The sequence below is a fragment of the Methylomonas sp. BW4-1 genome, assembly GCF_052474385.1.
In genome coordinates this window covers 749656-770124 of sequence record NZ_CP184125.1, presented here as the reverse complement: position 1 = coordinate 770124, position 20469 = coordinate 749656, and the positions used below count along the sequence as shown (strand labels likewise).

Genomic DNA, 20469 nt, shown 5'->3' with positions numbered 1-20469 from the left:
TTTAACCGGATAGCCCGACGGGGCAACAAGCGGGATTCGTCCCCCGCTTCCGGTTATCCATTAAGACGACTTAACGCTTTGACGGAGCGATTATGTGTTTTGCCTATTTTCCAGACAAACTTTCTGATTCAACCCTGATTGAGATAGCCCTCCAGAACCCTAAATGGCCACCCAGACCAACACTAATAAGCAACTACTACCACATAGATTTTAGTAAGAAGTCAGAGTGGGGAGTTGAAGAGTGGCGTGCTTATGCCACATACCTTGAGCAGTCCGGCCAAACACTGGCAACAAAATTAACAGAAACCAATCGCAAATTATTAGGGGCTGTTGCCGTTTTACATGGGTAACCAAATAAAAGCGCAGGCCAAAGCGACAACGCCTTCAAAATTGCGTTTCAATTTGTCATATCGCGTCGCGATGGCTCTGAAATGTTTCAATCGCGCAAAGACATTTTCAACGAGGTGGCGATATTGGTAGAGGCACCAATCCATTCCGTCATTCCCGACGATTGAATTTTGTTTTCTAGGAATGATAGGGACACTCCCTTTCTCTCGAATTTGAATCCGTAGAGGTTCACTGTCATAGCCTTTGTCAGCGACCGTGTAGTCAGCCAAAGGCAGTTTAGCCACTAATTCCGGCGCTTCTTTGCAGTCATGGACTTCACCACCGGTGATCGAGAAATGAATAGGCAGCCCACAGGCATCAACGGCCATATGGATTTTCGTGGTGTGACCCGCAACGGATTTCCCAATCGCGGCATCCTGTTCATGAGCCGCACCACTACTATGCTGATGCGCTTTCACGATACTGCCGTCAATAAAGGTCCATTCCAAATCCGGTGCCACAACCAGGCCTCGAAAGATGCCCATCAGTTTTTCTTGCAGTGACCACGCATTAAACCGTTTGTAGACTGCATTCCACTTACCAAACGTGGCAGGCAGGTCTCGCCAGGGGCAGCCGACTCGCATGCGATAAAAAATCCCTTCTACCGTTTGCCTGAGCGAAGGCTTGTCATAAATCCCCAGGCTTAACAGGATGGCTTTGAATTTATTCCAGTATGCATCCGTAAACATTTGTCGCGGCATAGCTCACTTGTCTTCTGATTGAAAAATCAATCAATGAGGCAGAGCCGTTCGATTTCAAGGCTATCGTTTCAAAATGGCAACAGCCCCTAATTGCCAACAAAAAGTTAAAACGGAGCAAAAAACCTATCAAGTCTAAGTTTGGCTCGCTGATTACTGGTTTCATAGATTTGGAATGTACTCAGAAAAGACGAGGGCGACCAAAGGGAGCCGGCGCAAAAGCCGAAGCACAGGCCATTTTAGCAATTAATCTTAAGGCTCAAATTGAAGCTGAGCTCGGCAAATCTATTACCAATACAGAAGCATTGGCGGCACTTAAAAAACAAACAACTCGGAGGAAGTGGACAGACAAGGCGGGAGATAGAAGCATTCTTAATGCAATGTCAAAAATTCATATCGCTCATAAAAAATAAGTACACATCAGGTTTTTAATTTTTTGTGATTCGCCATCGTTAATGATTTAGCCATGCCGCAGCAATCCCGCAGCGGCGCTAACCTACTCAGGAAGGCTCATGGCTACAACAAGCGCTTTACCCTCGATTAATCCGATATACCGACGCCATTTAGTATTGCAAATAACCGGCTACGGCCGGTCAACCTTTTACCGCAAAATAGCACAAGGTCTTTTCACGCACCCAGTAAATCTAGGCAACGACAAGAGCGGCAACGCTTGCCAAGTTGGTTGGCCAGCAAACGAAGTAGAAGCGATCAACAACGCACGCATTGCCGGGAAATCAGACGATGAAATCAAAAAGTTGGTTATAGCGTTAGAGTCTGCAAGGCAATTAGCGGCTCAAAAACTAGATGAATTGATCGCCAACCAAACCCAAAAATTAGGAATATTAAACGAATCAATAATCAGCACCGCAGCCATCCGGCATTCGTTTGGTCAAGAGATCCTCACAAACTTAGAAAAATCAACATCACCCGACCAGACACAAGCTAATGTATCTGGAGGTGAGCAATGAGCACACGGCAAACCCCACCCCCCAAAGCAACGCCAGAAGACTTGGTTAAGGTTTCGGCCACGTATGCCGCGTTTGGTATTCAACAGAACCAGGATCAGCAACCGGCTTTAAATTTTCAGTGGTCGAAAGATGCTTTAAAAATCATCACAGACGCCTATCACCACACCCAAAGCAGCTGCATGATGGACATATGGATAAAAAGATATGACGCTGCCAGCTGCCAGCATTTAGCAAGCACAATAATCAATTTGATTGCTGCACTAAACAGCAAGATTCAATATCTGACCCATGTCGATTCTCTGAACAAAGCGAAAGACACGCTTTCCGATATCGAACAAATAATCAGACATGTATCTGAGCTGCGAGACTTGATAATCCGCTCAGGTGACACAGTACCCTATCCTGGCGGATTCCCTTCGCGGATAAATCATAGATTGAATCCCACAACAAAGCTCATCAAGCATTTGCGGGAGTTCATTTCTTCTACCTATGGCGCTTCTATATGACGTTCGCCCACATCGAAGACGCCGCTCGCGCGGCGCTGGCTGAGCTGGGCTTATTGCCGCCAAAGGCTTTCGAAATTGATAAATTTCAGGTTGTTGACGCAGCGGACGGAAAGCCAGGTAATGGCGCGGGACGCATTAAGCTTTTTGCCGACGGGACCGGAGGCTACTGCCAAAACTGGAAAAGTGGTGAAAAGCGCCCGTTCTTTCTAGTCGGCGAGAATACCGGCAAGCCCAAGCCACTATCTAAAAAAGAACGGGCCCGCATCGAGAAGGAACGCAAGCGCCGGCAAGCTGAAGATGCGGCAAAGAAGGACCAGGCCGCGAAGCGGGCGCTGACCATATGGCAAGCCGCCCTACCGGCACCGGCAAATCATCCGTACTTGATAAAAAAGCAAATCAAGCCACATGGTGCAAGGCTTGGCCGCTGGCGGCGGGTGATACAGGATAAGGGCGGCAACCGTGCCACCTTGACTATTGAAAATGCTTTGTTATTGCCACTATTCGATGCTGCCGGAACCATACGCAGCTTGCAAGCTATCTTCCCTGCAAAACATCCGATTTTGAACAGGGATAAAGACTTTTTACCGGCAGGCGGTTTAGCCGGCCTGTTTTGGTGGCTAGGTCCACGTCCGCTGCGGCCAGACGCATCCGTGTTAATCGCAGAAGGATACGGCACCGCTGCCACCATCTACGAAGAAACCGGCTACCGCGTGTACCTGGCTTTCACAGCCGGGAATCTGCTGGCCGTCGGTCGGATTGTTAGACAAAAATTACCGGAGGCTAACATCGTATTTTGTGCGGACAACGATCAAACCGAGGGCAACCCGGGACTGACAAAGGCGACGGAAGCCGCTGCAGACGTTGGCGGTAGTGTAACGGCACCCCCGATATGGGGGGACTTTAACGATTATGCCATTTGGCGCAAGGCAGGCAACCATGACTGAGGTAAAACCGCCAGTACTCGCCATTGTTAACAGCGCCAAGCCAGCAGACCCCGCCAAAGCCCCCAGAAAAGGCGGAAGCGGGAGTGGTGGCGCTGGCAAGGGTTCGGCCAATGTCTTGAGGTTTGGTGACTATGGTGTGGAAAGTGGTCGTTTTGTTCAATTCAAGATGATGCGTTCCGAAGGGAGCGGCGACCGCTCCGAAGGCTCTTTCCCTTTGTGCGATTTCACATGCCGCATTACCGAAGAAATCGTTGCAGATAATGGCCTGACAGAAGCTAATTTTCTGCGCATTGAAGGCAAGCGCTTTGACGGTACGCCTTTGCCGTCAATCGACGTACCAGCAAAAGCTTTTTATGCCAACCAAGGCAGCTGGGCGAACGACTACTGGGGCACCCTACCATTCATCTACCCTGGAGCCGCCAAGAAAGACAACTTGCGGGCATGCATTCAACTTTATTCCGGACTCGACGGAAACATTCCGCGAAAAAGCATTTATCAGTACATCGGCTGGAAGAAACTAGAAAGCGGATGGCAGTATCTACATGGCGCCGGATCGATTGCCGCCGATGGTTTAGCGGATAACGTACAAGTCGATATAGGACCCGGCAACATGAGCCGATACAGCCTGCCCACGCCATTCAACAGCGAACAAATCAGCTCAGAAACCGCCGTGGCCTTGGGCTTGCTTCACGTATGCCCGGCAAGCCCACAAATTGGCGCGGCCCTCTTAGCGTCTGTTGCGAGAGCGCCGCTTGGTGAAGCCCAGGGCATCGATTTTGCCATCTGGTTACACGGTCTCACCGGCTCTCGAAAATCAGCGGTTGCCGCAATCGCTCAAGGCTTTTTTGGCGGCTTTACCGCCCGCAATTTCCCCGCCAATTGGACCGACTCCGCGAATGACGCCGAGGCCAAATCACACCAGGCAAAAGACGCGGTTTTTGTGATTGATGATTTTAAGCCGTCGGTCAATCGCACCGAAGCTGATAAGCAACACGCCATGGCGGAACGGCTGATTAGAAATACCGGCAATCAGGCCGGCAGAGGGCGAAGAACCGCTGATATGCGCGCCCAAGCCGCGCCGTTTAACCGATCCATGACTATCGTAACTGCTGAAGATTTGCCGCGTGGCCAATCGTTGCTAGGGCGACTATTGGTCCTGGAAGTAACGCGCGATTGTGTCGATAACGCCGCATTGACCAAGCTGCAAACCGCCGCCAGGGATGGAAAGTTTAGCGGCCTGATGAGCGCCTATCTGCGATGGCTTGCACCAAAAATGGACCAGCAGAAAGCCGATTTCCCGATAGTTGTTGAGCAAATACGGAATGGCGCGATTAGAGAGGGATTTTGCTCTTCGCATCCCCGCGCCCCCGAAATTTTCGCCAGTTTGGTAGCCGGGCTTGAGGTGTTTTTTGAATTTTTAGAAGATTTTGGCGCCATTTCCGCCGATCAGGGCAGAATTTTACTGGGTGAATGCGAGGCATCACTAAAACAAGCCTTTGCGGAGCAACACAGCTACCAGACCGACCAAGATGAAACTGAGCGATTTTTACAACTGATTCGCGCGGCGTTGTCATCTGGAAACGCGCACATTTCCAACCGCCTAGACCAAGGCCCGCCCAAAATGCGCCCGTTTGTATGGGGTTGGCGTGACATTGGCACCGATATAGTTGGCGACAAACAATACAAAGCGCTTGGTGACTGCATTGGCTGGCATGCCGAAGGCGCCAACAACGAAGCCACCGAGATCTGGCTAGACCCAAACACCGCCTTCAAAACAGTACATGATTTCTCAAAACATCAAGGTGACCCGCTGCTGATTTCCGCATCAACACTATGGCGCCGCATGACCGACAAAGGCTTACTACTGAAAACTGAAAAGGATCGCGAATCCGGCAAACCACGCCCAACGGTTAAGCGGCTTATCGCCGGTCGCCAGTTTCGCGTTTTGGTACTGAGCGCCGAATTGATCGAGTCCGGGTAAACCTAAAACTAGCCTAGCCGTAATAATGAATGGGGGTATATATAAATTTTCTGGGGAGTTCGGGGAGACAAGGTTCAACCCCTTATATACCAAGGCTTTCAAGCTCCCCAAGCAATCAAAAATCACGGGGAGATTCCCCAAAAAAACGGGGAGCGATAAAAAAGCAGCGCGACCCGATCACCACCTCAATCACCATAAAAACAATGGCCTCCCCAATTCAAATCCGGGGAGTTCCCCAAAAAAAACGGCCGTATGGGGAGCCTGTAACCCTTGCCGCAACTGGGCTAGAAGGCTATCTCCCCGAACTCCCCAGATTTTTGCGCACCCCTATAGACAATATATTTTTTAGTGAACAACAAATGCAAACAGAAAACCAAGATAAACAACTGTTAACCATCGCCAAAACGCACCGCAAACGCAAAGCAAACAATTTTAGAAAGCTTATTCGAAATGAGTGGAAGGAAGCCGAGGCCCACTATTCGCAGAACAAACGCGGATTCCCAGCCAGCGCTAACATATTGCTAAAGTTGCTAGCGCTGTCCAGCCAGGATTTCCGCATAAACGGTCACAAGTACGGCGCGAACACCCGCACCTTTAAGTTCGATTGGCGCCCAGCCAATTCCGACCCGATTAAAGTACGCTACTATCTAACTAGTTTCGGCGCGGTCGCGCTTTTACCTCCCAAATGGTGCGTTCGCACTCGAATTGCGCTGGGTCTGTGATCGAAATGGCTCGCCGCCCCTGCATTGCCGACGCGAGACTTAGTTGGGGACATCAACGATAAAGCATCGATTGGTTTATGTGCGCACCGTTAAGCACTAAAACACATGTTTACATTTGTTTACATTTCTGTTTACTTTTCAGAAAAATGTTAACAAAAACAGGCAAAAATGCCGATATTTTTATTGACATATTAAAGCCAGATTGCGAAGGAGGCCGCTATGGCGTGAGCAGGCAGGGGAACGGGGAAAGCATTCAATTACAACAGTCCTTGTCTAGTTTTTTTGCCACCCACGGCAGGTCAATTTTTTGATGTTAACATCGGGCTTCAATATTCCAGAAAGCCATCGGTTATGACGAACACTGGCGAACTTGGACCGGGATACCTTGGGTAGAGAGCTAGGCATTTAGAAGAGTGGGCCAAATCAACGCGCGAGCAACTGACTTTACGGTCCTCCTACGTGCGAAACGTCTCGGAAGCATCGGCCCATATTGTTTGATTTTGACGACGGCTCCGATTACCAGGACAGACACTACCGGAGTTGCCGGCAAGGATGACTAGCCTTGCTACCGTCGACATCTTTATTCTAGCCGGGCATCAAAATAATTGACAGCAATTCAAACTACGCAGACAATCAACACCGTCTTGCAACAGTAAGGCCGGGATTCGAACCCCGTTTGTATTGGCGAAAAATTCGCCACTTTAGCCAGTGGCTTTTTTGTGCCCGTCATTTTTACCCAGCGTTTAGCTATGGTACTGCTATGGCGTGGTTATTTGGGCAGCCTCACGGCTGGCCGCCCCAATACGCGGTAGTTCGAACCCACTTAATCACGCCGCCCGGCGATTCGAACCAATGGGCGACGTTTGTTACCCCGTATTGGAGAAAACCGCCATGACAAGCGCATTAAATCCCGCTCGCGTCGAGCCAAACCCAAATTATCGATTTTTCGAACATCGTCTACTCATTGACACCGACGAGAACCAAGACACATCCATTGAGAAAATTGGAGCAATCACCTATCGCACAAAGGCCATTCTTACCCTGTTATTAGGGGTTTTATTAGATGGGGGAGATCACGACGACGGGCAAATTATTTCCTTGCTTGAAGTTGCGATTAACGAAGTCAATGATATTGAAGCAATTCAACACCATATGGCGCATACCGCTAGAAATAAAATCGGCAATGATATTTCGGACATGAAAGGGGTTGGCAATGAAAACCGTTGAATTCCTTTTCCAAAAGTACGGCGAAAAAATCGTCAAACTCGACGTGGTAGCCGCCGACTTCTACGGCGTCACCGACCTCTACACCGCCAACCGGATGGCGGAGCGCAAGAAGTTTCCTGGACTACATCCCTTCCGCGCACGCGACAGTAAGCGGTCACCTTGGCTTGTCGACATAGAAAATCTGGCAGACGCTTTGGACAACAGCGCCAGACTTGCAAAGAAGGGAGGTTTTTAATGAGCGCAAACGAACATGATAAACAAAGACTTGGTGTTCGATCCATCAGCAAAGCGATTGATACGCTTTGGGGAACCAGCGCCGACCAGTTGAGCCAACAAGAACTTGAATGGTTTGCCGGGTTTACAGATGCGGCAAGAAACGACGCAGAAGACCTTGCTCGCATTGTTTCGGGTATTGGTTTCTTGATTGACAATGACAGCGATGCCGGCAACTTTAAAGACAAACGCGAAGTTATGAGGCTGCTAACCACTATATCCAACCAAATAGACACCATTGCGGGAATGATCACTCTAGGGGATTATGCTTCGAGCCGGCTTATGCATCCTGATATTTACAACGCGCATTTGAAGCAAAAACCGGAGGAAACCGCTAAATAGCTTTATCGTTTGGCCAGTAATCGCAGTGGCCGCGATTTGCCATCAACTAACAGCCTAAAAGCCTTTGCTTCGGCAAGGGCTTTTTTATGCCTATTGGGCGACTGGATACAATACGAGGACAGACACTATTGATATTTCCGAAGGGATGACACAGCTCGCCCTTCGTCCAGTCGGAAGAAAGCATACCAAATCATCCCCAGTTTGCCCCGACATTTGGCTTAATGCGCAGCCTTACGCGGCAATCAACTTGTAAAGGGTTGGCCGGCTAATGCCGTACTCCTTAGCCAGTTTGCTTTTATCGTCGCCCTGTTCAACCCTTGCTTTGACCTCGGCAGTTTGTTCTGCAGTCAGCTTGGCCGGTGCACCTAGCTTTTTGCCTTGGGCTTTGGCCGCTTCAATGCCTTCCCTTTGGCGTTCCTTGATCAATGTCCGCTCGAACTCGGCAAACGCGCCGAGCATTTGCAGCATGAGCGTTTGCATGGGCGAGGCGGCGGCCGCTTCGAAGGTCAAATGCTCTTTGTAGAATTTAACCGTGACGCCTTTCCGGGTTAGGTTCTCGATGATGGTTTGCAGGTCTTTCAGGTTCCGCGCCAGGCGGTCGATAGAATGAACGTGTAACACGTCGCCTTCCCGCAAATGTTCTAAGCAGTTGGATAGCTCCGGGCGGTTGGCATCTTTGCCGCTGGCCTTGTCGGTAAAGACCCGATCAAGCGCCACGTCTACCAGCTGGCGTTCGGTGTTTTGCGATGTTGAACTTACTCTGACGTATCCGACGTTTTGACCTTTCATGACTGCCACCCTTGTGTAAATTAATCTCTTAGAGTCAGATTAACATGTGTAAATAAAATGTCAAATCAACTTTTATTTACACGGTGGAATGCGGGTTTGCGGGCATGGTTGGAAGTGTAAAAAAATGTACACTCATATTTACACAAAGAGCTTATATTTTTTTGATATTTTTAAAATAAAGCTTGACAAGTATTTTCGCGAAAAAATCAATTTTTACCGCATTTCTCGACCGACCTATAAACCGCCGATTTTAAGCGGATAGCTTGCCAGCATGACCCGCAAGCAATTAGAACTTAGAGAGTTGCGTCGAGATATACAAAACCACGCCAGCGCTATTCTCGAAGGCAAAAATCGAGTTTTAAAACCCGGTTTATAATCGCCTATACATTCATCCTATTTAAATTAATCGTTTTATTTCAATAGGAAAGCAGCACATCAACACAATACCAGGAGGCTAATCCATGGCATTAAAAGTACCCGTTGTGGGCGGCGCCGGCACGCAGTTGCAAGGCATGCCCGGAATTCGACAAACTGGCGGTCGCAACGCCGCCGATTTCACTAACACGACAAATGCCGCAATGCTGGAGCAGGCCGGTACCGCCCTGAATACCGCACAAAAAACAGCTATGGAGCTGATGAATAAGGAAAGATCCGAAAATATTCAATCACAAACCAAAGGCGCCACTAATAATCTGGAAACATTTGACCAAGATGAAGCTTTTGGAAATCAGGAAAACGGCCAAATTGGTTGGCTAAACCAAACCGGCGCTTCCGCTTTTAAGCAGCAAGATGGCAAACTTCTATTTAACTCGGTTTTGGATAGACGTCGGGAAAAAATTGAAGCCTTGAAACAAAGCCTGGGAAATGAAGAGGCCCGCCAACTATTTACCGAGCATGCCAACAACACCGGCGTTAAATTAGAAGGCATGTTGAAACGACACGAATCCCAGCAAAACACAAACTTCAAAATCGGGACCTTGTCGAATAGTATCGATGTTACCAAGCGCAAGCTGACACTCTATAACAATGACGACGAGACGTTGTCCAGTGGGATAGCCAGCATCATGCAAGATGCCAAAGACTTAGGACGCCTGCAACATGGCAGCGAAGAACTTGGCTTAATCGAGGGACGCAAGCAAGTATCTGAGACTTTAAAACAAGCGGCGCTTGCAGCGTTACAACAGAATGATCACACCACCGCAATGCGGATACAGGAACACTTCGGCGAGAACCTGGACCCTGACGACCGCACCGGTATTCAAACCAAAATCGCCGACAATTGGGCGGCCGGGTTGCTGCAATCCAATCCAGAAGAAGTAGTAAATCTGTTAGGGGGAAATAACCTAAAAAATGCGATTCTGAAACAAGAGAGCGGCGGGCGTGACTTCAAAAGCAATGGAGAACCGTTGGAATCGTCCGACGGCAAATCAATCTTTGCCATGCAGGTGACGCATGACACGGCCACCAATCCCGGATTTGGCATAACCCCAGCTCGCGAGCGGTCGGCAGCTGAATACAACCGCGTGGGCTCTGAGTTACTAGATAAATTGCGCGAACGTTACCAGGACGATCCCGCCAAAGTGGCGGCGGCTTACAATGCGGGGGCCGGTACCGTCGACGCCGCCATTGCCAAAGGTGGCGCTGATTGGATTCAACACATCCCTGCTTCTACGCGCGATGTTTATGTCCCTAACGTACTTAACAATCTAAAGACTGGCACCCCGGCCGACATCATGGGCCAACAAGACCGCCGCAAATGGTTTAATGCCGCGCAATCTCAAATCGAGCACGGCCGCAACGTTTACTCAGCAGAACTAAAAAGGGCTATTGACGATCAGTACAGCCAAACAACCCACACAGGGCAACCCGGCGAGATGGTTCCGGCATCCGATTTTCAAAGGGCCTTCGGGGATAAATGGAGTTCTGTGTACCAGGACTACAGCGACAACATGGACTTTGCAAAAACGTTTTTCAGCATCAAAACCATGCCGGTCACGCAAGCTATGCAAACCCTGGAAGACAGCAGACCCCAGCCGGGGGCGCTGAACTTCGAACGTGAGCAGAAGCAATTTGACTTGATGTCAAAAGCTATTGAAGCGGCAGACAAGGAGCGTAAGACGGATCCAGTATCCTGGGCCCTGCAGAACGGTTATAACGTCAAGCCTATCAACTGGGCCAACCCTAGAGACGCACAGCGAGAAATCATCCAGCGCGATAGCGTCGCCCGGCAAATGTCCGAGCACTACGGCGCCGCCTATACCGTGCTGACCAAGGCGGAAGCCGGCGAACTAAGCCAACGTCTCAGCGATGGCACCGAAGCCGACAAAATCACTACCTTAAAAACCCTGGCCGACAGCATCAATGAACCGCAAGCCTACGCGACGACATTGCAGCAAATCCGCCCGGATTCACCCGCAACCATCGTGGCGGGATCGCTGATCGGCATGGATAGGATGCAAAAGACACGCGGTTTTTTTAGCGACTCCATAACCGGCATTCGCGGCGAAGACGTAGCCAGGACTATCATTAAAGGCGAGGCCCTGCTAAATCCCGGCAAAGCTCAACGCCAGGAAGATGGTAAGTCCGCCGGCGTCTCGCTGCCTACCAAACTTAACGAATCGATTTATTCATTACTTGGCGACGCCTTGGCTGGTGACTCGGAAACCGAACGCGGTACCGTTTCCGCCGTCCGGGCTTATTACGCGGCCAAGATGGATAAGGCTAAATCTGAAGGCAATCAGGTACAGGAGAGCTTGCTCACTGAAGCCGTGCAGTCAATCACCGGAGGCATTGCCGAGCATGCCGACAAAAAAGTAATTATGCCGTTCGGCATGGATGAAACTGACTTTCTCGACCAGGCCGAAGCCAAACTAAAGCAGCAATTGGGCGAAAAGGCCGCTTTCATAGCCTTCGGCAAAATGCCGCTTATACCTGTCGGCGCCAATAGATACGCACTGCAAAACGGGACGTCTATGCTCAGTATGGGTGGCCGCCCTGTTATTTTGGAGTTCAACCCATGAGTTACTTATTCGAAACCTTGAGCCCCAATTTTGCACGCAATCAGCGCTCAATGCTTGATCGAGATAGCGCTGACCTGCAAGAACCCACACCCGGTATTTTCACCGGACTGACCAGCGCCGACACTTACACCAACGCAGCCGGGACCATAGAACAGGAAGCCAAAGCGGTCGGTGGCTTGGCGCTATCCCAATGGCCTAAGGCAATAGATGGGGTGCTAGATACGGGAGACACTTTTCAGAATCTATGGATGGGCGCCGTTGTCGATCCCGCTATTACCAAACGTAAAGCCTTGCGATTGGATCCGCGAACACACGGTATCGCCGCGCAGGTCGTCAACGGCCTAGCTACCATGGTGCCGGAAGCGATTACCACTGGGCCTTTAGGCGTCGGCGTTTTGTCAGGAATCAGCGACACAGCCGAGCAAATTCAGGAAGGTAAGCCGCTGAGCGCGGCCGCGGAATTCGGCGCAGCAACCGGCTTGTCCAATGCGCTTGGCGTGGCCGCTCCGGCAACATTGCCAGTTTCACAAGCCTTTAAAATTCCGGCATTGGCACAACGTATAGCCACTGGCGCCGCTACAAGCGTCGCACTTGGCATACCTGAGCGTTACGCCAAGCATCAAATATTGGCTGAAGCCGGTTACCAGGAACAGGCGGAACAATGGCGCTGGAACGATACTACCGCCATGGCGATTGATGCGGCTTTGGGAGGTGGCTTTGGCGCTCTCGCCCATTTGCAAGCGAAGCCATCCGAGATCGACGCAGCTCTGACTTCCAACGAAGCCCGCAGTATCGACAGCAAAGCACCCGGTTTACCAGTCACACCAGAAGCGGCCAACGCTCATACTGAAGCCTTTTATAAGGCCATGGACAGCGTATTAAACGATGAAACAGTATCGGCGACGCTGCCAATGTCTGAATCACCGGCGTTCTCACCCGAGCTAATCGCCACAGCCGGCAACCGGATGAATAGGGGGGACCGGCAAGCGCTCGAACAGCAAAAAGCCGATATTGAATACAAACTGTCCCGCTTTGACGAAGAATCCGCGCTAAGCGGCTATACCAAGCAAGACTTCATCGAACACGCCAGGGCCGAACAGCCCCGCGCACCAGCTCGGAAGATTGCCGATATCGCCGAGCAAATGGCTCTGCAATCCAAACAAAACGACCGAACAGACCTGCAAACGATCCTGGACACCATCAGCCAAAAGCTAAGCCGAGACGACGAAGCGCGCGCCGCGCATGCCGAGCTATCGAGAGCCGAGCAGACACACCTGCAGGAAAATGGCTTTATCAGGAGCAACAAAACGTTCATGGATTTTACCGATTTTTCTGAAAGGTCGTTGCCAGATGCGCGACCCAATGAGTTGGGTGGCTCAACGGATACGCGGGCACCTTCTCAACCACTCGCCACCCGAGAACCCGAGCGGGATACAACTAATAGTAACGAAGCAGCGGCAGAAAACGCACAGACAGCTCGTAGCGTATCACCGGAAATCGACGCGGCCCGCCAATGGATTAATAGTCACGGCGACCACGCTTTGGCGTGGATGGATGACGACGGCAACGAGCAGCAAACCAGCTTACGGGATCTATTGAGCGAAGTGGACAACGATCTGATCGATCTGGACAAGCTCGAAGCCGCCACCCAAGCAGCCATCACCTGCTTTTTAAAATTCGGAGATACCGCATGAGAAACGATTGCATAGCCGCTGTTTCGCAAGTTTTAGGCCGGTCGCTAAAAGCTGCCGAAGCACAAAAAATAGAGCAGCGCATCCGCGAACATAAAATTTTACTCGCCAACAAAGACCGCCAAGCATATCTTGGTATGTCGGAAGCCCAACGCTTGCAGGCAGCCGCCAAAGGGGCCGCCGAGCAACTCAAGGCCGACACATTGAAAAAACAGCAACGTATCGGACTGACTATTCTAGCTAACCAACGGCTAAGCGATTACTTCGAACAGCAACCGGGCTTGATTGTCGACAACATTGATCGCACCTTGGCGCCGCGCTTCGACGGTAAGGACAACATCCAGTCGGCAGAAACCAAATACCGCGCGGTGTACAACGAATATACCCGCAGCCTATCCGATGCAATTGAGGGCTTCGGCCCCAAGCTATTAGGCATCATTCAGAACGATCAAGTCATGATTCCGGTGTTCCGTGAATTACGTGGCGTCGAAAGCGGGATACCGGAAGCCAAAGCCTTTGCCCAAAAATTATCCGATACCTTTGAAGCCATGCGTACTAGGTTTAACAATAACGGCGGCATGATCGGCAAATTAGACGACTGGGCCCACCCGCAAACCCATTCCAGATACCTGATCTTCAAAGCCGGTAAGACCACGTGGATTGATTTTATCCGGCCACTACTCGACCGCAGCCGCTATACCAAAGAAGACGGTATGCGAATGAACGACGCCGAATTGAATGAGTTTTTAGGCCACGCTTACGATTCTATCGTTTACGACGGCGCACTTAAAAGAACACCCGGACAAGCAGAAGGCACCGCGGCCCGCGCCAACCGAGGCCGAGAGCACAGACAATTGCATTTTGCCGACCCAGATGCCTATTTGCGCTATCACGCGAAATTTGCTGAAAAGTCACTGATGGCGACCATCGTCGGCCACATCAACCAGATGAGCCGCGATATCGCCTTGGTCGAAACCTTCGGCCCTAATCCAGACTTGATGCTTCGCACCTTCCTGGACAAAGCAGAGCAGGAAGCCGCCCTTGCCGGCACACCGCCCGAACAAATCCACCGGAAGCGCGATTTCGCGGCGCGGTTATACGATGAGGTGGCCGGCAAAGGCATGCAGCCAGGTAACGAAACATTGGCGCGCTGGGCTGCCGCCGTGCGCAGCTATTTAAACGTCCGGCTAGGTTCGGCGGTAATCACGTCCTTTACAGACGACATCACCGCCACCGTGACTGCCCGCGCCCTGAACATGAGCGGCGCCGATTATCTGTTAAATGAGCTGAAAGCACTCAGCAGCGAGGAAGCCAGGCGCCAAGCACGTGCCTTGGGGTTCGGTCTGGATACCCTATTGTTTGCAATTGATCGCTTCGGCCAAGAAAACATGATTAACGGCATGGCGGCGAAAGTATCAGGTGCAGTGATTAGGGCTTCCGGTTTGTCGTTTATGACAGAAGCCCGCCGCCAAGGTTTTGCGGCGATGATGATGCACAAAATAGGTGACATGGTGCAGCGCCGCACCAGATTGGGCGATCTGGAAGCGGGCGATCATTCGATATTGCTAACAAAAGGCATTACCGACGCTGATTGGCAAATCTGGCGCCAAGCTAATGCGGAAAATTGGCAAGGTACACCAGTGCTTACCGCCCGAGCGATTTTGAATGTTGACGGCGACCCGAAGGCGGTGCAAGCCGCCGCAGATAAATACCAGGGAATAATCCTTGAAGAAAGTGGTATTGCCATTATCGAGCCAGGGGCTCGAGAGAGAGCAATGACTAGCGGTCGTTTGCAACCCGGCACTGTACTAGGCGAGTTGGGACGGTCGGTGCTGCAATTCAAATCATTCCCGATCACGATGATGACACGGCATTGGCGGCGCATGCTTAACAATCCGGGCCGACTCAGCAAGGCCGAATACACAGCCGCCCTGATTGCCGGTACCACTCTGATGGGCGCCGTTGGGGTTCAGATTAACGAGATGCTTAACGGTCGCGATCCACTGGACATGCAACAGCCGTCATTCTGGGGGCGCGCCGTACTCAAGGGCGGCTCATTGGGATTTTATGGCGACTTCCTACAATCGCAATCGAGCCAGCACGGCACAAGCGCCTTCGCCGGCATGCTGGGGCCGTCGCTAGGCTTTACCGAAGAACTGCTGAATCTTACCCAAGGCAACATGATTCAAGCAATCCAGGGCGAGGACACCCACGCCGGCGCCGAAGCCTTGCGCATGATCAAGGGCTTAACGCCGGGATCATCGCTTTGGTATGCCAAAGGGGCGCTGGATCATTTGATATTCCAGCAAGCTCAAGAGATGGTTTCGCCTGGCTACTTACGCCGCATGGAGCAGCGAGCACAGCGCGAGTTTAAGCAGCGGTATTGGTGGAAGCCCGGGGGAAACGCCCCAGAAAGACCACCAAATATTGAAAGGATTGCTGGAAAATAAATACAACTGCCCCCTATTTTGTCCCCTATTTTATTTTTCACACCATGTAGACATTGATTTTACTGGGCACATGCACTACAGCCTACCTGCGCCGCTTTTTAGCTGCGTCGAAGAACAAGCTATTTGTCATCCTCCGGCAATTCAGGCGCCTTCCATGATCCGCGCTTATGGGCTTCCATCACGGTTTGCCACCCATTCTCCAGCTCCTTTTCCGTGATACCAAATTGCTGAAGAATGCCATTAAGGCCGGACGGCACGTCAAACGCTGGCTTGGCAATATTATCGGCACGCGGCACGCCCTTGGAAGATGAAATTATTACACTGCCATTAATTGGTTTGATGGCTCCTTTAGCACACCGCGCCTGATCATCGGTATACAAGGTTTTTCCATCGACCACACATTTCATTGGCTCGGCCAACGCCTGACAAACCGGTAAAAATGCGAATATGCTAAAGCCCATTAAAAATAGTATTTTCACGACCTAATTCCATTGGTTTAAAAGAAAGACATTCGCAGCTCGAACGCAAAGTGCGCCGGAAAAAACCGACAGCCAATTTGTTTTCGCTCACAACCTTTACCGATAAGTCTAGCTTGGAATGCCCCTGCCCATTCGATTGGAGATGCTGTTTATAATCTCGCAGCGGAGGCACATTAATTGCTATGCAACTGAAGGGAGCACAACTCCTTTATTCCAGACACCCTTTCCTCAGCACTATTTAGGCGACAATTATGGCTATCAGCGTCTTCGATATTTTTAAAATCGGCATCGGACCTTCCAGTTCTCATACTGTGGGGCCCATGCGGGCAGCAATGACGTTTGTCAATAATCTGGAACAGCGAGGCTTTATTGGCGAGGTACAGCGCCTGCGCATCGAATTATTCGGTTCGCTTGGTGCGACAGGTAAAGGCCATGGCACCGATAAAGCGGTATTACTTGGCCTGGAAGGCGAAGCACCCGATTTGATTGACCCCGCCATCATTCCACTACGGCTAGCGACAATCCGCGAATCCGGAGCAGTCAGGCTTTTGCAGCGTTACCCGGTAGCGTTCAACGAGAAAGCCGATTTGCTGTTTCAACGTAAAGTACTCCCCTACCACTCCAATGGCATGCGCTTTAGTGTGTTTGGCGTAAACGGCGCCGAACTGCTGCAAAGCGATTACTATTCGGTAGGCGGCGGGTTTGTCGTGACCGACGCGGCAGCCGCAGCGGACAGGCTGAGCAATGACGACACCTGCCTACCCTATCCTTTCAAAACTGGTGCAGCGATACTAAAACTGTGCGCGACACATAACAAATCAATCAGCGACTTGATGCTGAGCAATGAAAAAGCCTGGCTAGGTGAAGAGGAAATCCGCCAGAAATTATTGAACATTTGGCAGGTGATGCAAGCCTGCGTCGAACGAGGCTTGCACGAAGAAGGGGTTATGCCGGGCGGCATGAAAGTCAGGCGCAGAGCGGCCAATCTCTACCGGCAGTTGAGCGGCGAAATTCCTCGGCAAACTCCCAGCATGCCGGTGGGAACCATGGAATGGGTAAACTTATTTGCACTTGCCGTCAGCGAGGAAAATGCCTCCGGCGGGCGCGTCGTGACCGCACCCACCAACGGCGCCGCCGGCATCATCCCGGCGGTATTACATTATTACTGGCGCTTTTGCGATGGTGCGAATGAAGAAGGGGTGATTCGCTTCTTGTTGACAGCCGCCGCAATAGCGATCCTGTATAAAGAAAACGCCTCGCTATCCGGCGCCGAAGTCGGCTGTCAGGGCGAAGTCGGCGTTGCTTGCTCTATGGCTGCCGGCGCACTGGCTGAAGTATTGGGAGGCACGCCCGAGCAGGTAGAAAATGCCGCCGAAATTGGCATGGAGCATAACTTGGGCTTAACCTGCGATCCTGTTGGCGGTTTGGTGCAGGTGCCCTGCATCGAGCGTAACGCGATGGGGTCGGTTAAGGCTATCAACGCGGCGCGCATTGCCCTGCGCGGCGACGGCAAACATTTTGTATCGCTGGACAAGGTGATTAAAACCATGCGCGAAACCGGCGCCGATATGAAAACCAAATACAAGGAAACCTCACGCGGCGGTTTGGCGGTGAATCTGATTGAATGCTGACAACAGCTTAAACGCAATCTCAAGCTGTTTTATATGACCTCTTTCGCAAGAATCTCCAGCGGAGCGTCGCCCCCGCATGGAAAGGGGTAGTCAATCACATAAATGGTACGCTGCGAATAAAATTTTCTGCACGGATCGGCTTTGAGAACCTCCTGCATGAGGGGATGACGAGCTTTTAGGCACCCGCTTTAAACGCTATTCACGCTATCCTTAAAATTACCGTTCACCTTTATGCCTTTAGTCTATTGAAGGCCACACAAGCCCCGGCGTCGACGAGCACAGCCTGAACGACATAAGCGTAATAAACAGGACCGGGTAAACAATAAAACTAGCCATGCGTCCGGAAGTCGGTCGTTTTTTCACCATCATCATAAAGAGCTTGGCCCCTGCCCAGAATACCGTCCCGGCCGGAAGCCGCGAATGCCATGATCTGGTCAGCTGTTTCCTGCGGAATTTGCAATTGATTGATGCTGTTTTGCAACAGTTCCAACACCACATCGTAGTTATCGTCAATGGGCTGTAATCGTAAAAAATGGGAATGTCCGGGACAGAGCAGGGTCAGATGGGGTTTCTCGTCGCTACCGACTAGATCGCCCGTAACGAACATCTCCAAAAACGCAAAGTCTCGATTATTGACCAAACTGGGCTTGGCGTTCCCTCTGGCAAAAGCCGCCGCAAAATAATCATCAGCCAATTCGGCAAGTTTTTTAGGCTCGACCGGCTCTGCGCTGAGCAAAGCATTAACAAGTTGCTTCAGCGGTTTGGTTTGTTCTTCTATGGGCCTGGAGTAAAAATACCGGTTGATACGATAGTCATCGAGCATGCCGGCATAGAAAATGTCCACGATTTTGGACACCAGATTCTCGTCAATTTTTGGCAATAGTTTATCGTTCATCGTTTTATCCCCCGTTTTTGTAGTTAACCAGCTTATTTGCTTAAGTCAAATACCGCATGAGTAGGTCCCTTTTGCGTCTATTAACCGCAGCACCAGAGTATAAGTCCGATCCGATAATATCCGCTTAAACGTTTTTCAAAAATCAGCGTCCGCCAGCTAAAGACATAGCCTCTGAAAAAAAAATTTTTAGCAAACAACATTAAAGTCCAATGTTAAGTCTCTGAAGATACGTAACATTGAAAAATCGCGCCACAGATGTCGTTTAAAAACCACTTGAAATCCTTGTTTAACATAGGAAAATCGCGCCCGAAGCGAGGTTTTTTTAGACGCTGTTCACACTTTATTCGATCAAATGAGGAGGCATTATGAAAATTGCACTTGTCGCTATGGCCGGAGTCACTATCGGGGCGCTGATAGCTATTTCAGCTTTTCAATTATTGAAAGTCATTTTTCAAGAAATGTACAAAATGGCAGCTGAAGCTTGGTATAGCCCCGAACAACATTAAAGCGGCCCGTATACATCCTTGCGGACGGGTTAAGTAACAGGCGAAAACCAGCCCTTCGCTCGCCCCCAGCTTTAATGCCCATACTCAAAAAAAATGCCCCGCCGGTTTCCCGACGGGGCATTTTCTTTATCAACGTTGCTCTAACAGTCCGATTTGTCTAGCACGCACTGTGATAAGACATTTGACCGAATTATCAGTCGTTACCACCGAATACGCCCAACAGTTGCAGTAAGCTGGTGAACAGGTTGTAGATGGACACGTACAATGACACGGTAGCTAAAATGTAGTTGGTTTCGCCGCCGTGGATGATTTCACTGGTTTGATACAAAATCATACCGGACATCAACAATACGAACATTGCGGAAACCGCCAAGGACAGCGCGGGCACCGAGAACAGTAACGCAGCCAAACCCGCGAAGAACGCTACCAGAACGCCCACCATCAGGAAGCCGGCCATAAAACTAAAATCCTTTCGGGTGGTCAAGGCATAACCTGACAAGCCAAGGAAAATCACGCCGGTACCGCCCAGTGCGGTTAAAATCAGTTCATGACCGTTGCTGAACGCATGTATATACATGTTTAAAATCGGCCCCAAGGTCATCCCCATGAAACCGGTCAATGCAAACACAAACACCAAGCCCAAAGCACTGTTACTAAAACGGGTGGTTAAAAACAGCAGGCCGAAATAGCCTACCATGGTGATAATCAAGCCCGGATGCGGCAAATCCAGCGTCATGGCTACCGCAGCCATAGCGGCGCTGAACAGCAAAGTCATCGATAGCAATAAATAAGTATTCTTTAAAACCTTATTGGTCGCCAGTATGCCGGCTTCCGAACGAGCAGTTGCAGTATTTAAACGCATGATCAGTTATCCTCTCAAAGTTACAAGTAATGCTATGACCGCGCAACGGCCCTGGAGTTTCAAGGCATTGTCGGTACCGTCTGCTAGTATACCTAAAG

20 protein-coding genes are annotated in these 20469 nt (G+C 50.6%); 15 read left to right on the top strand and 5 right to left on the bottom strand.

What is annotated here, in order from left to right; genetic code table 11:
• Window positions 1-92: 92 nt before the first annotated feature.
• Window positions 93-350: a hypothetical protein gene (locus tag ACH5Y9_RS03465; protein WP_445368534.1), complete on the top strand. Its 258-nt coding sequence runs from the start codon at window positions 93-95 to the stop codon at window positions 348-350.
• Here the strand turns inward: ACH5Y9_RS03465 and ACH5Y9_RS03460 are convergent.
• Window positions 339-1088 carry an IS5 family transposase gene (locus tag ACH5Y9_RS03460; RefSeq protein WP_445366335.1) on the bottom strand — a complete coding sequence of 250 codons (750 nt, stop codon included), beginning with the start codon at window positions 1086-1088 and terminating at the stop codon, window positions 339-341. The genes ACH5Y9_RS03465 and ACH5Y9_RS03460 overlap by 12 nt on opposite strands.
• A gap of 167 nt (window positions 1089-1255) precedes the next feature.
• Between ACH5Y9_RS03460 and ACH5Y9_RS03455 the strand changes: the two genes are divergently transcribed.
• From ACH5Y9_RS03455 to ACH5Y9_RS03415, 9 genes are all read left to right on the top strand, one after another.
• On the top strand, window positions 1256-1498 hold the full coding sequence (locus tag ACH5Y9_RS03455) for a hypothetical protein (protein ID WP_445368533.1): 243 nt from the start codon (window positions 1256-1258) through the stop codon (window positions 1496-1498).
• 99 nt (window positions 1499-1597) lie between these two features.
• Window positions 1598-2053, top strand: coding sequence for a helix-turn-helix transcriptional regulator (locus ACH5Y9_RS03450; RefSeq protein WP_445368532.1), 456 nt, complete (start codon window positions 1598-1600; stop codon window positions 2051-2053).
• Entirely contained in the window at window positions 2050-2559 is a 510-nt protein-coding gene (locus ACH5Y9_RS03445) for a hypothetical protein (protein WP_445368531.1), read from the top strand. The genes ACH5Y9_RS03450 and ACH5Y9_RS03445 overlap by 4 nt, the downstream gene beginning before the upstream one ends.
• Entirely contained in the window at window positions 2556-3503 is a 948-nt protein-coding gene (locus tag ACH5Y9_RS03440) for a toprim domain-containing protein (protein WP_445368530.1), read from the top strand. Before ACH5Y9_RS03445 ends, ACH5Y9_RS03440 begins: the two co-directional genes overlap by 4 nt.
• Entirely contained in the window at window positions 3496-5484 is a 1989-nt protein-coding gene (locus ACH5Y9_RS03435; RefSeq protein WP_445368529.1) for a cell wall-binding protein, read from the top strand. The genes ACH5Y9_RS03440 and ACH5Y9_RS03435 overlap by 8 nt, the downstream gene beginning before the upstream one ends.
• A 29-nt stretch (window positions 5485-5513) precedes the next feature.
• Window positions 5514-6206 (top strand): hypothetical protein, encoded by a 693-nt coding sequence (locus tag ACH5Y9_RS03430; RefSeq protein WP_445368528.1) that lies wholly within the window; start codon window positions 5514-5516, stop codon window positions 6204-6206.
• Window positions 6207-7097: 891 nt separating this feature from the next.
• Window positions 7098-7433 (top strand): hypothetical protein, encoded by a 336-nt coding sequence (locus ACH5Y9_RS03425; protein ID WP_445368527.1) that lies wholly within the window; start codon window positions 7098-7100, stop codon window positions 7431-7433.
• Window positions 7420-7668, top strand: coding sequence for a pyocin activator PrtN family protein (locus tag ACH5Y9_RS03420; RefSeq protein WP_445368526.1), 249 nt, complete (start codon window positions 7420-7422; stop codon window positions 7666-7668). The genes ACH5Y9_RS03425 and ACH5Y9_RS03420 overlap by 14 nt, the downstream gene beginning before the upstream one ends.
• Window positions 7668-8048, top strand: coding sequence for a hypothetical protein (locus tag ACH5Y9_RS03415; protein WP_445368525.1), 381 nt, complete (start codon window positions 7668-7670; stop codon window positions 8046-8048). The genes ACH5Y9_RS03420 and ACH5Y9_RS03415 overlap by 1 nt, the downstream gene beginning before the upstream one ends.
• 231 nt (window positions 8049-8279) lie before the next feature.
• Here ACH5Y9_RS03415 and ACH5Y9_RS03410 read toward each other — a convergent pair whose 3' ends face one another.
• On the bottom strand, window positions 8280-8837 hold the full coding sequence (locus tag ACH5Y9_RS03410) for a recombinase family protein (protein WP_445368524.1): 558 nt from the start codon (window positions 8835-8837) through the stop codon (window positions 8280-8282).
• A 461-nt stretch (window positions 8838-9298) separates the two neighbouring features.
• Between ACH5Y9_RS03410 and ACH5Y9_RS03405 the strand changes: the two genes are divergently transcribed.
• The 3 genes from ACH5Y9_RS03405 to ACH5Y9_RS03395 are packed head-to-tail and all read left to right on the top strand — an operon-like array spanning window position 9299 to window position 15998.
• Window positions 9299-11857 (top strand): transglycosylase SLT domain-containing protein, encoded by a 2559-nt coding sequence (locus ACH5Y9_RS03405; RefSeq protein ID WP_445368523.1) that lies wholly within the window; start codon window positions 9299-9301, stop codon window positions 11855-11857.
• Complete coding sequence (locus ACH5Y9_RS03400) at window positions 11854-13551, top strand: hypothetical protein (protein WP_445368522.1); 1698 nt, start codon at window positions 11854-11856, stop codon at window positions 13549-13551. The genes ACH5Y9_RS03405 and ACH5Y9_RS03400 overlap by 4 nt, the downstream gene beginning before the upstream one ends.
• Window positions 13548-15998 carry a hypothetical protein gene (locus ACH5Y9_RS03395; RefSeq protein WP_445368521.1) on the top strand — a complete coding sequence of 817 codons (2451 nt, stop codon included), beginning with the start codon at window positions 13548-13550 and terminating at the stop codon, window positions 15996-15998. The genes ACH5Y9_RS03400 and ACH5Y9_RS03395 overlap by 4 nt, the downstream gene beginning before the upstream one ends.
• 119 nt (window positions 15999-16117) lie before the next feature.
• On the opposite strand, the gene ACH5Y9_RS03390 is transcribed toward ACH5Y9_RS03395, so the two are convergent.
• Entirely contained in the window at window positions 16118-16477 is a 360-nt protein-coding gene (locus ACH5Y9_RS03390) for a hypothetical protein (RefSeq protein WP_445368520.1), read from the bottom strand.
• Window positions 16478-16728: 251 nt separating this feature from the next.
• Between ACH5Y9_RS03390 and ACH5Y9_RS03385 the strand changes: the two genes are divergently transcribed.
• Window positions 16729-18108, top strand: a complete 1380-nt coding sequence (locus ACH5Y9_RS03385) for an L-serine ammonia-lyase (RefSeq protein ID WP_445368519.1) — start codon at window positions 16729-16731, stop codon at window positions 18106-18108.
• Between the two features lie 328 nt (window positions 18109-18436).
• Here the strand turns inward: ACH5Y9_RS03385 and ACH5Y9_RS03380 are convergent, their stop codons facing one another.
• Window positions 18437-19003, bottom strand: coding sequence for a hypothetical protein (locus ACH5Y9_RS03380; RefSeq protein WP_445368518.1), 567 nt, complete (start codon window positions 19001-19003; stop codon window positions 18437-18439).
• Window positions 19004-19368: 365 nt separating this feature from the next.
• Here ACH5Y9_RS03380 and ACH5Y9_RS03375 point away from each other — a divergent pair, with 365 nt between their 5' ends.
• Window positions 19369-19509 (top strand): hypothetical protein, encoded by a 141-nt coding sequence (locus ACH5Y9_RS03375; RefSeq protein WP_155931185.1) that lies wholly within the window; start codon window positions 19369-19371, stop codon window positions 19507-19509.
• 193 nt (window positions 19510-19702) lie between these two features.
• On the opposite strand, the gene ACH5Y9_RS03370 is transcribed toward ACH5Y9_RS03375, so the two are convergent.
• Window positions 19703-20371, bottom strand: coding sequence for a Bax inhibitor-1/YccA family protein (locus tag ACH5Y9_RS03370; RefSeq protein ID WP_171695947.1), 669 nt, complete (start codon window positions 20369-20371; stop codon window positions 19703-19705).
• Between the last annotated feature and the right edge of the window lie 98 nt (window positions 20372-20469).

Bases quoted from the DNA above. Each gene is read 5' to 3' on its own strand.
- ACH5Y9_RS03465 (WP_445368534.1), top strand. From the start codon at position 93: ATGTGTTTTGCCTATTTTCCAGACAAACTTTCTGATTCAACCCTGATT.
- ACH5Y9_RS03460 (WP_445366335.1), bottom strand. From the start codon at position 1,088: ATGCCGCGACAAATGTTTACGGATGCATACTGGAATAAATTCAAAGCC.
- ACH5Y9_RS03450 (WP_445368532.1), top strand. From the start codon at position 1,598: ATGGCTACAACAAGCGCTTTACCCTCGATTAATCCGATATACCGACGC.
- ACH5Y9_RS03445 (WP_445368531.1), top strand. From the start codon at position 2,050: ATGAGCACACGGCAAACCCCACCCCCCAAAGCAACGCCAGAAGACTTG.
- ACH5Y9_RS03440 (WP_445368530.1), top strand. From the start codon at position 2,556: ATGACGTTCGCCCACATCGAAGACGCCGCTCGCGCGGCGCTGGCTGAG.
- ACH5Y9_RS03435 (WP_445368529.1), top strand. From the start codon at position 3,496: ATGACTGAGGTAAAACCGCCAGTACTCGCCATTGTTAACAGCGCCAAG.
- ACH5Y9_RS03430 (WP_445368528.1), top strand. From the start codon at position 5,514: ATGGGGGTATATATAAATTTTCTGGGGAGTTCGGGGAGACAAGGTTCA.
- ACH5Y9_RS03425 (WP_445368527.1), top strand. From the start codon at position 7,098: ATGACAAGCGCATTAAATCCCGCTCGCGTCGAGCCAAACCCAAATTAT.
- ACH5Y9_RS03420 (WP_445368526.1), top strand. From the start codon at position 7,420: ATGAAAACCGTTGAATTCCTTTTCCAAAAGTACGGCGAAAAAATCGTC.
- ACH5Y9_RS03415 (WP_445368525.1), top strand. From the start codon at position 7,668: ATGAGCGCAAACGAACATGATAAACAAAGACTTGGTGTTCGATCCATC.
- ACH5Y9_RS03410 (WP_445368524.1), bottom strand. From the start codon at position 8,837: ATGAAAGGTCAAAACGTCGGATACGTCAGAGTAAGTTCAACATCGCAA.
- ACH5Y9_RS03405 (WP_445368523.1), top strand. From the start codon at position 9,299: ATGGCATTAAAAGTACCCGTTGTGGGCGGCGCCGGCACGCAGTTGCAA.
- ACH5Y9_RS03400 (WP_445368522.1), top strand. From the start codon at position 11,854: ATGAGTTACTTATTCGAAACCTTGAGCCCCAATTTTGCACGCAATCAG.
- ACH5Y9_RS03395 (WP_445368521.1), top strand. From the start codon at position 13,548: ATGAGAAACGATTGCATAGCCGCTGTTTCGCAAGTTTTAGGCCGGTCG.
- ACH5Y9_RS03385 (WP_445368519.1), top strand. From the start codon at position 16,729: ATGGCTATCAGCGTCTTCGATATTTTTAAAATCGGCATCGGACCTTCC.
- ACH5Y9_RS03380 (WP_445368518.1), bottom strand. From the start codon at position 19,003: ATGAACGATAAACTATTGCCAAAAATTGACGAGAATCTGGTGTCCAAA.
- ACH5Y9_RS03375 (WP_155931185.1), top strand. From the start codon at position 19,369: ATGAAAATTGCACTTGTCGCTATGGCCGGAGTCACTATCGGGGCGCTG.
- ACH5Y9_RS03370 (WP_171695947.1), bottom strand. From the start codon at position 20,371: ATGCGTTTAAATACTGCAACTGCTCGTTCGGAAGCCGGCATACTGGCG.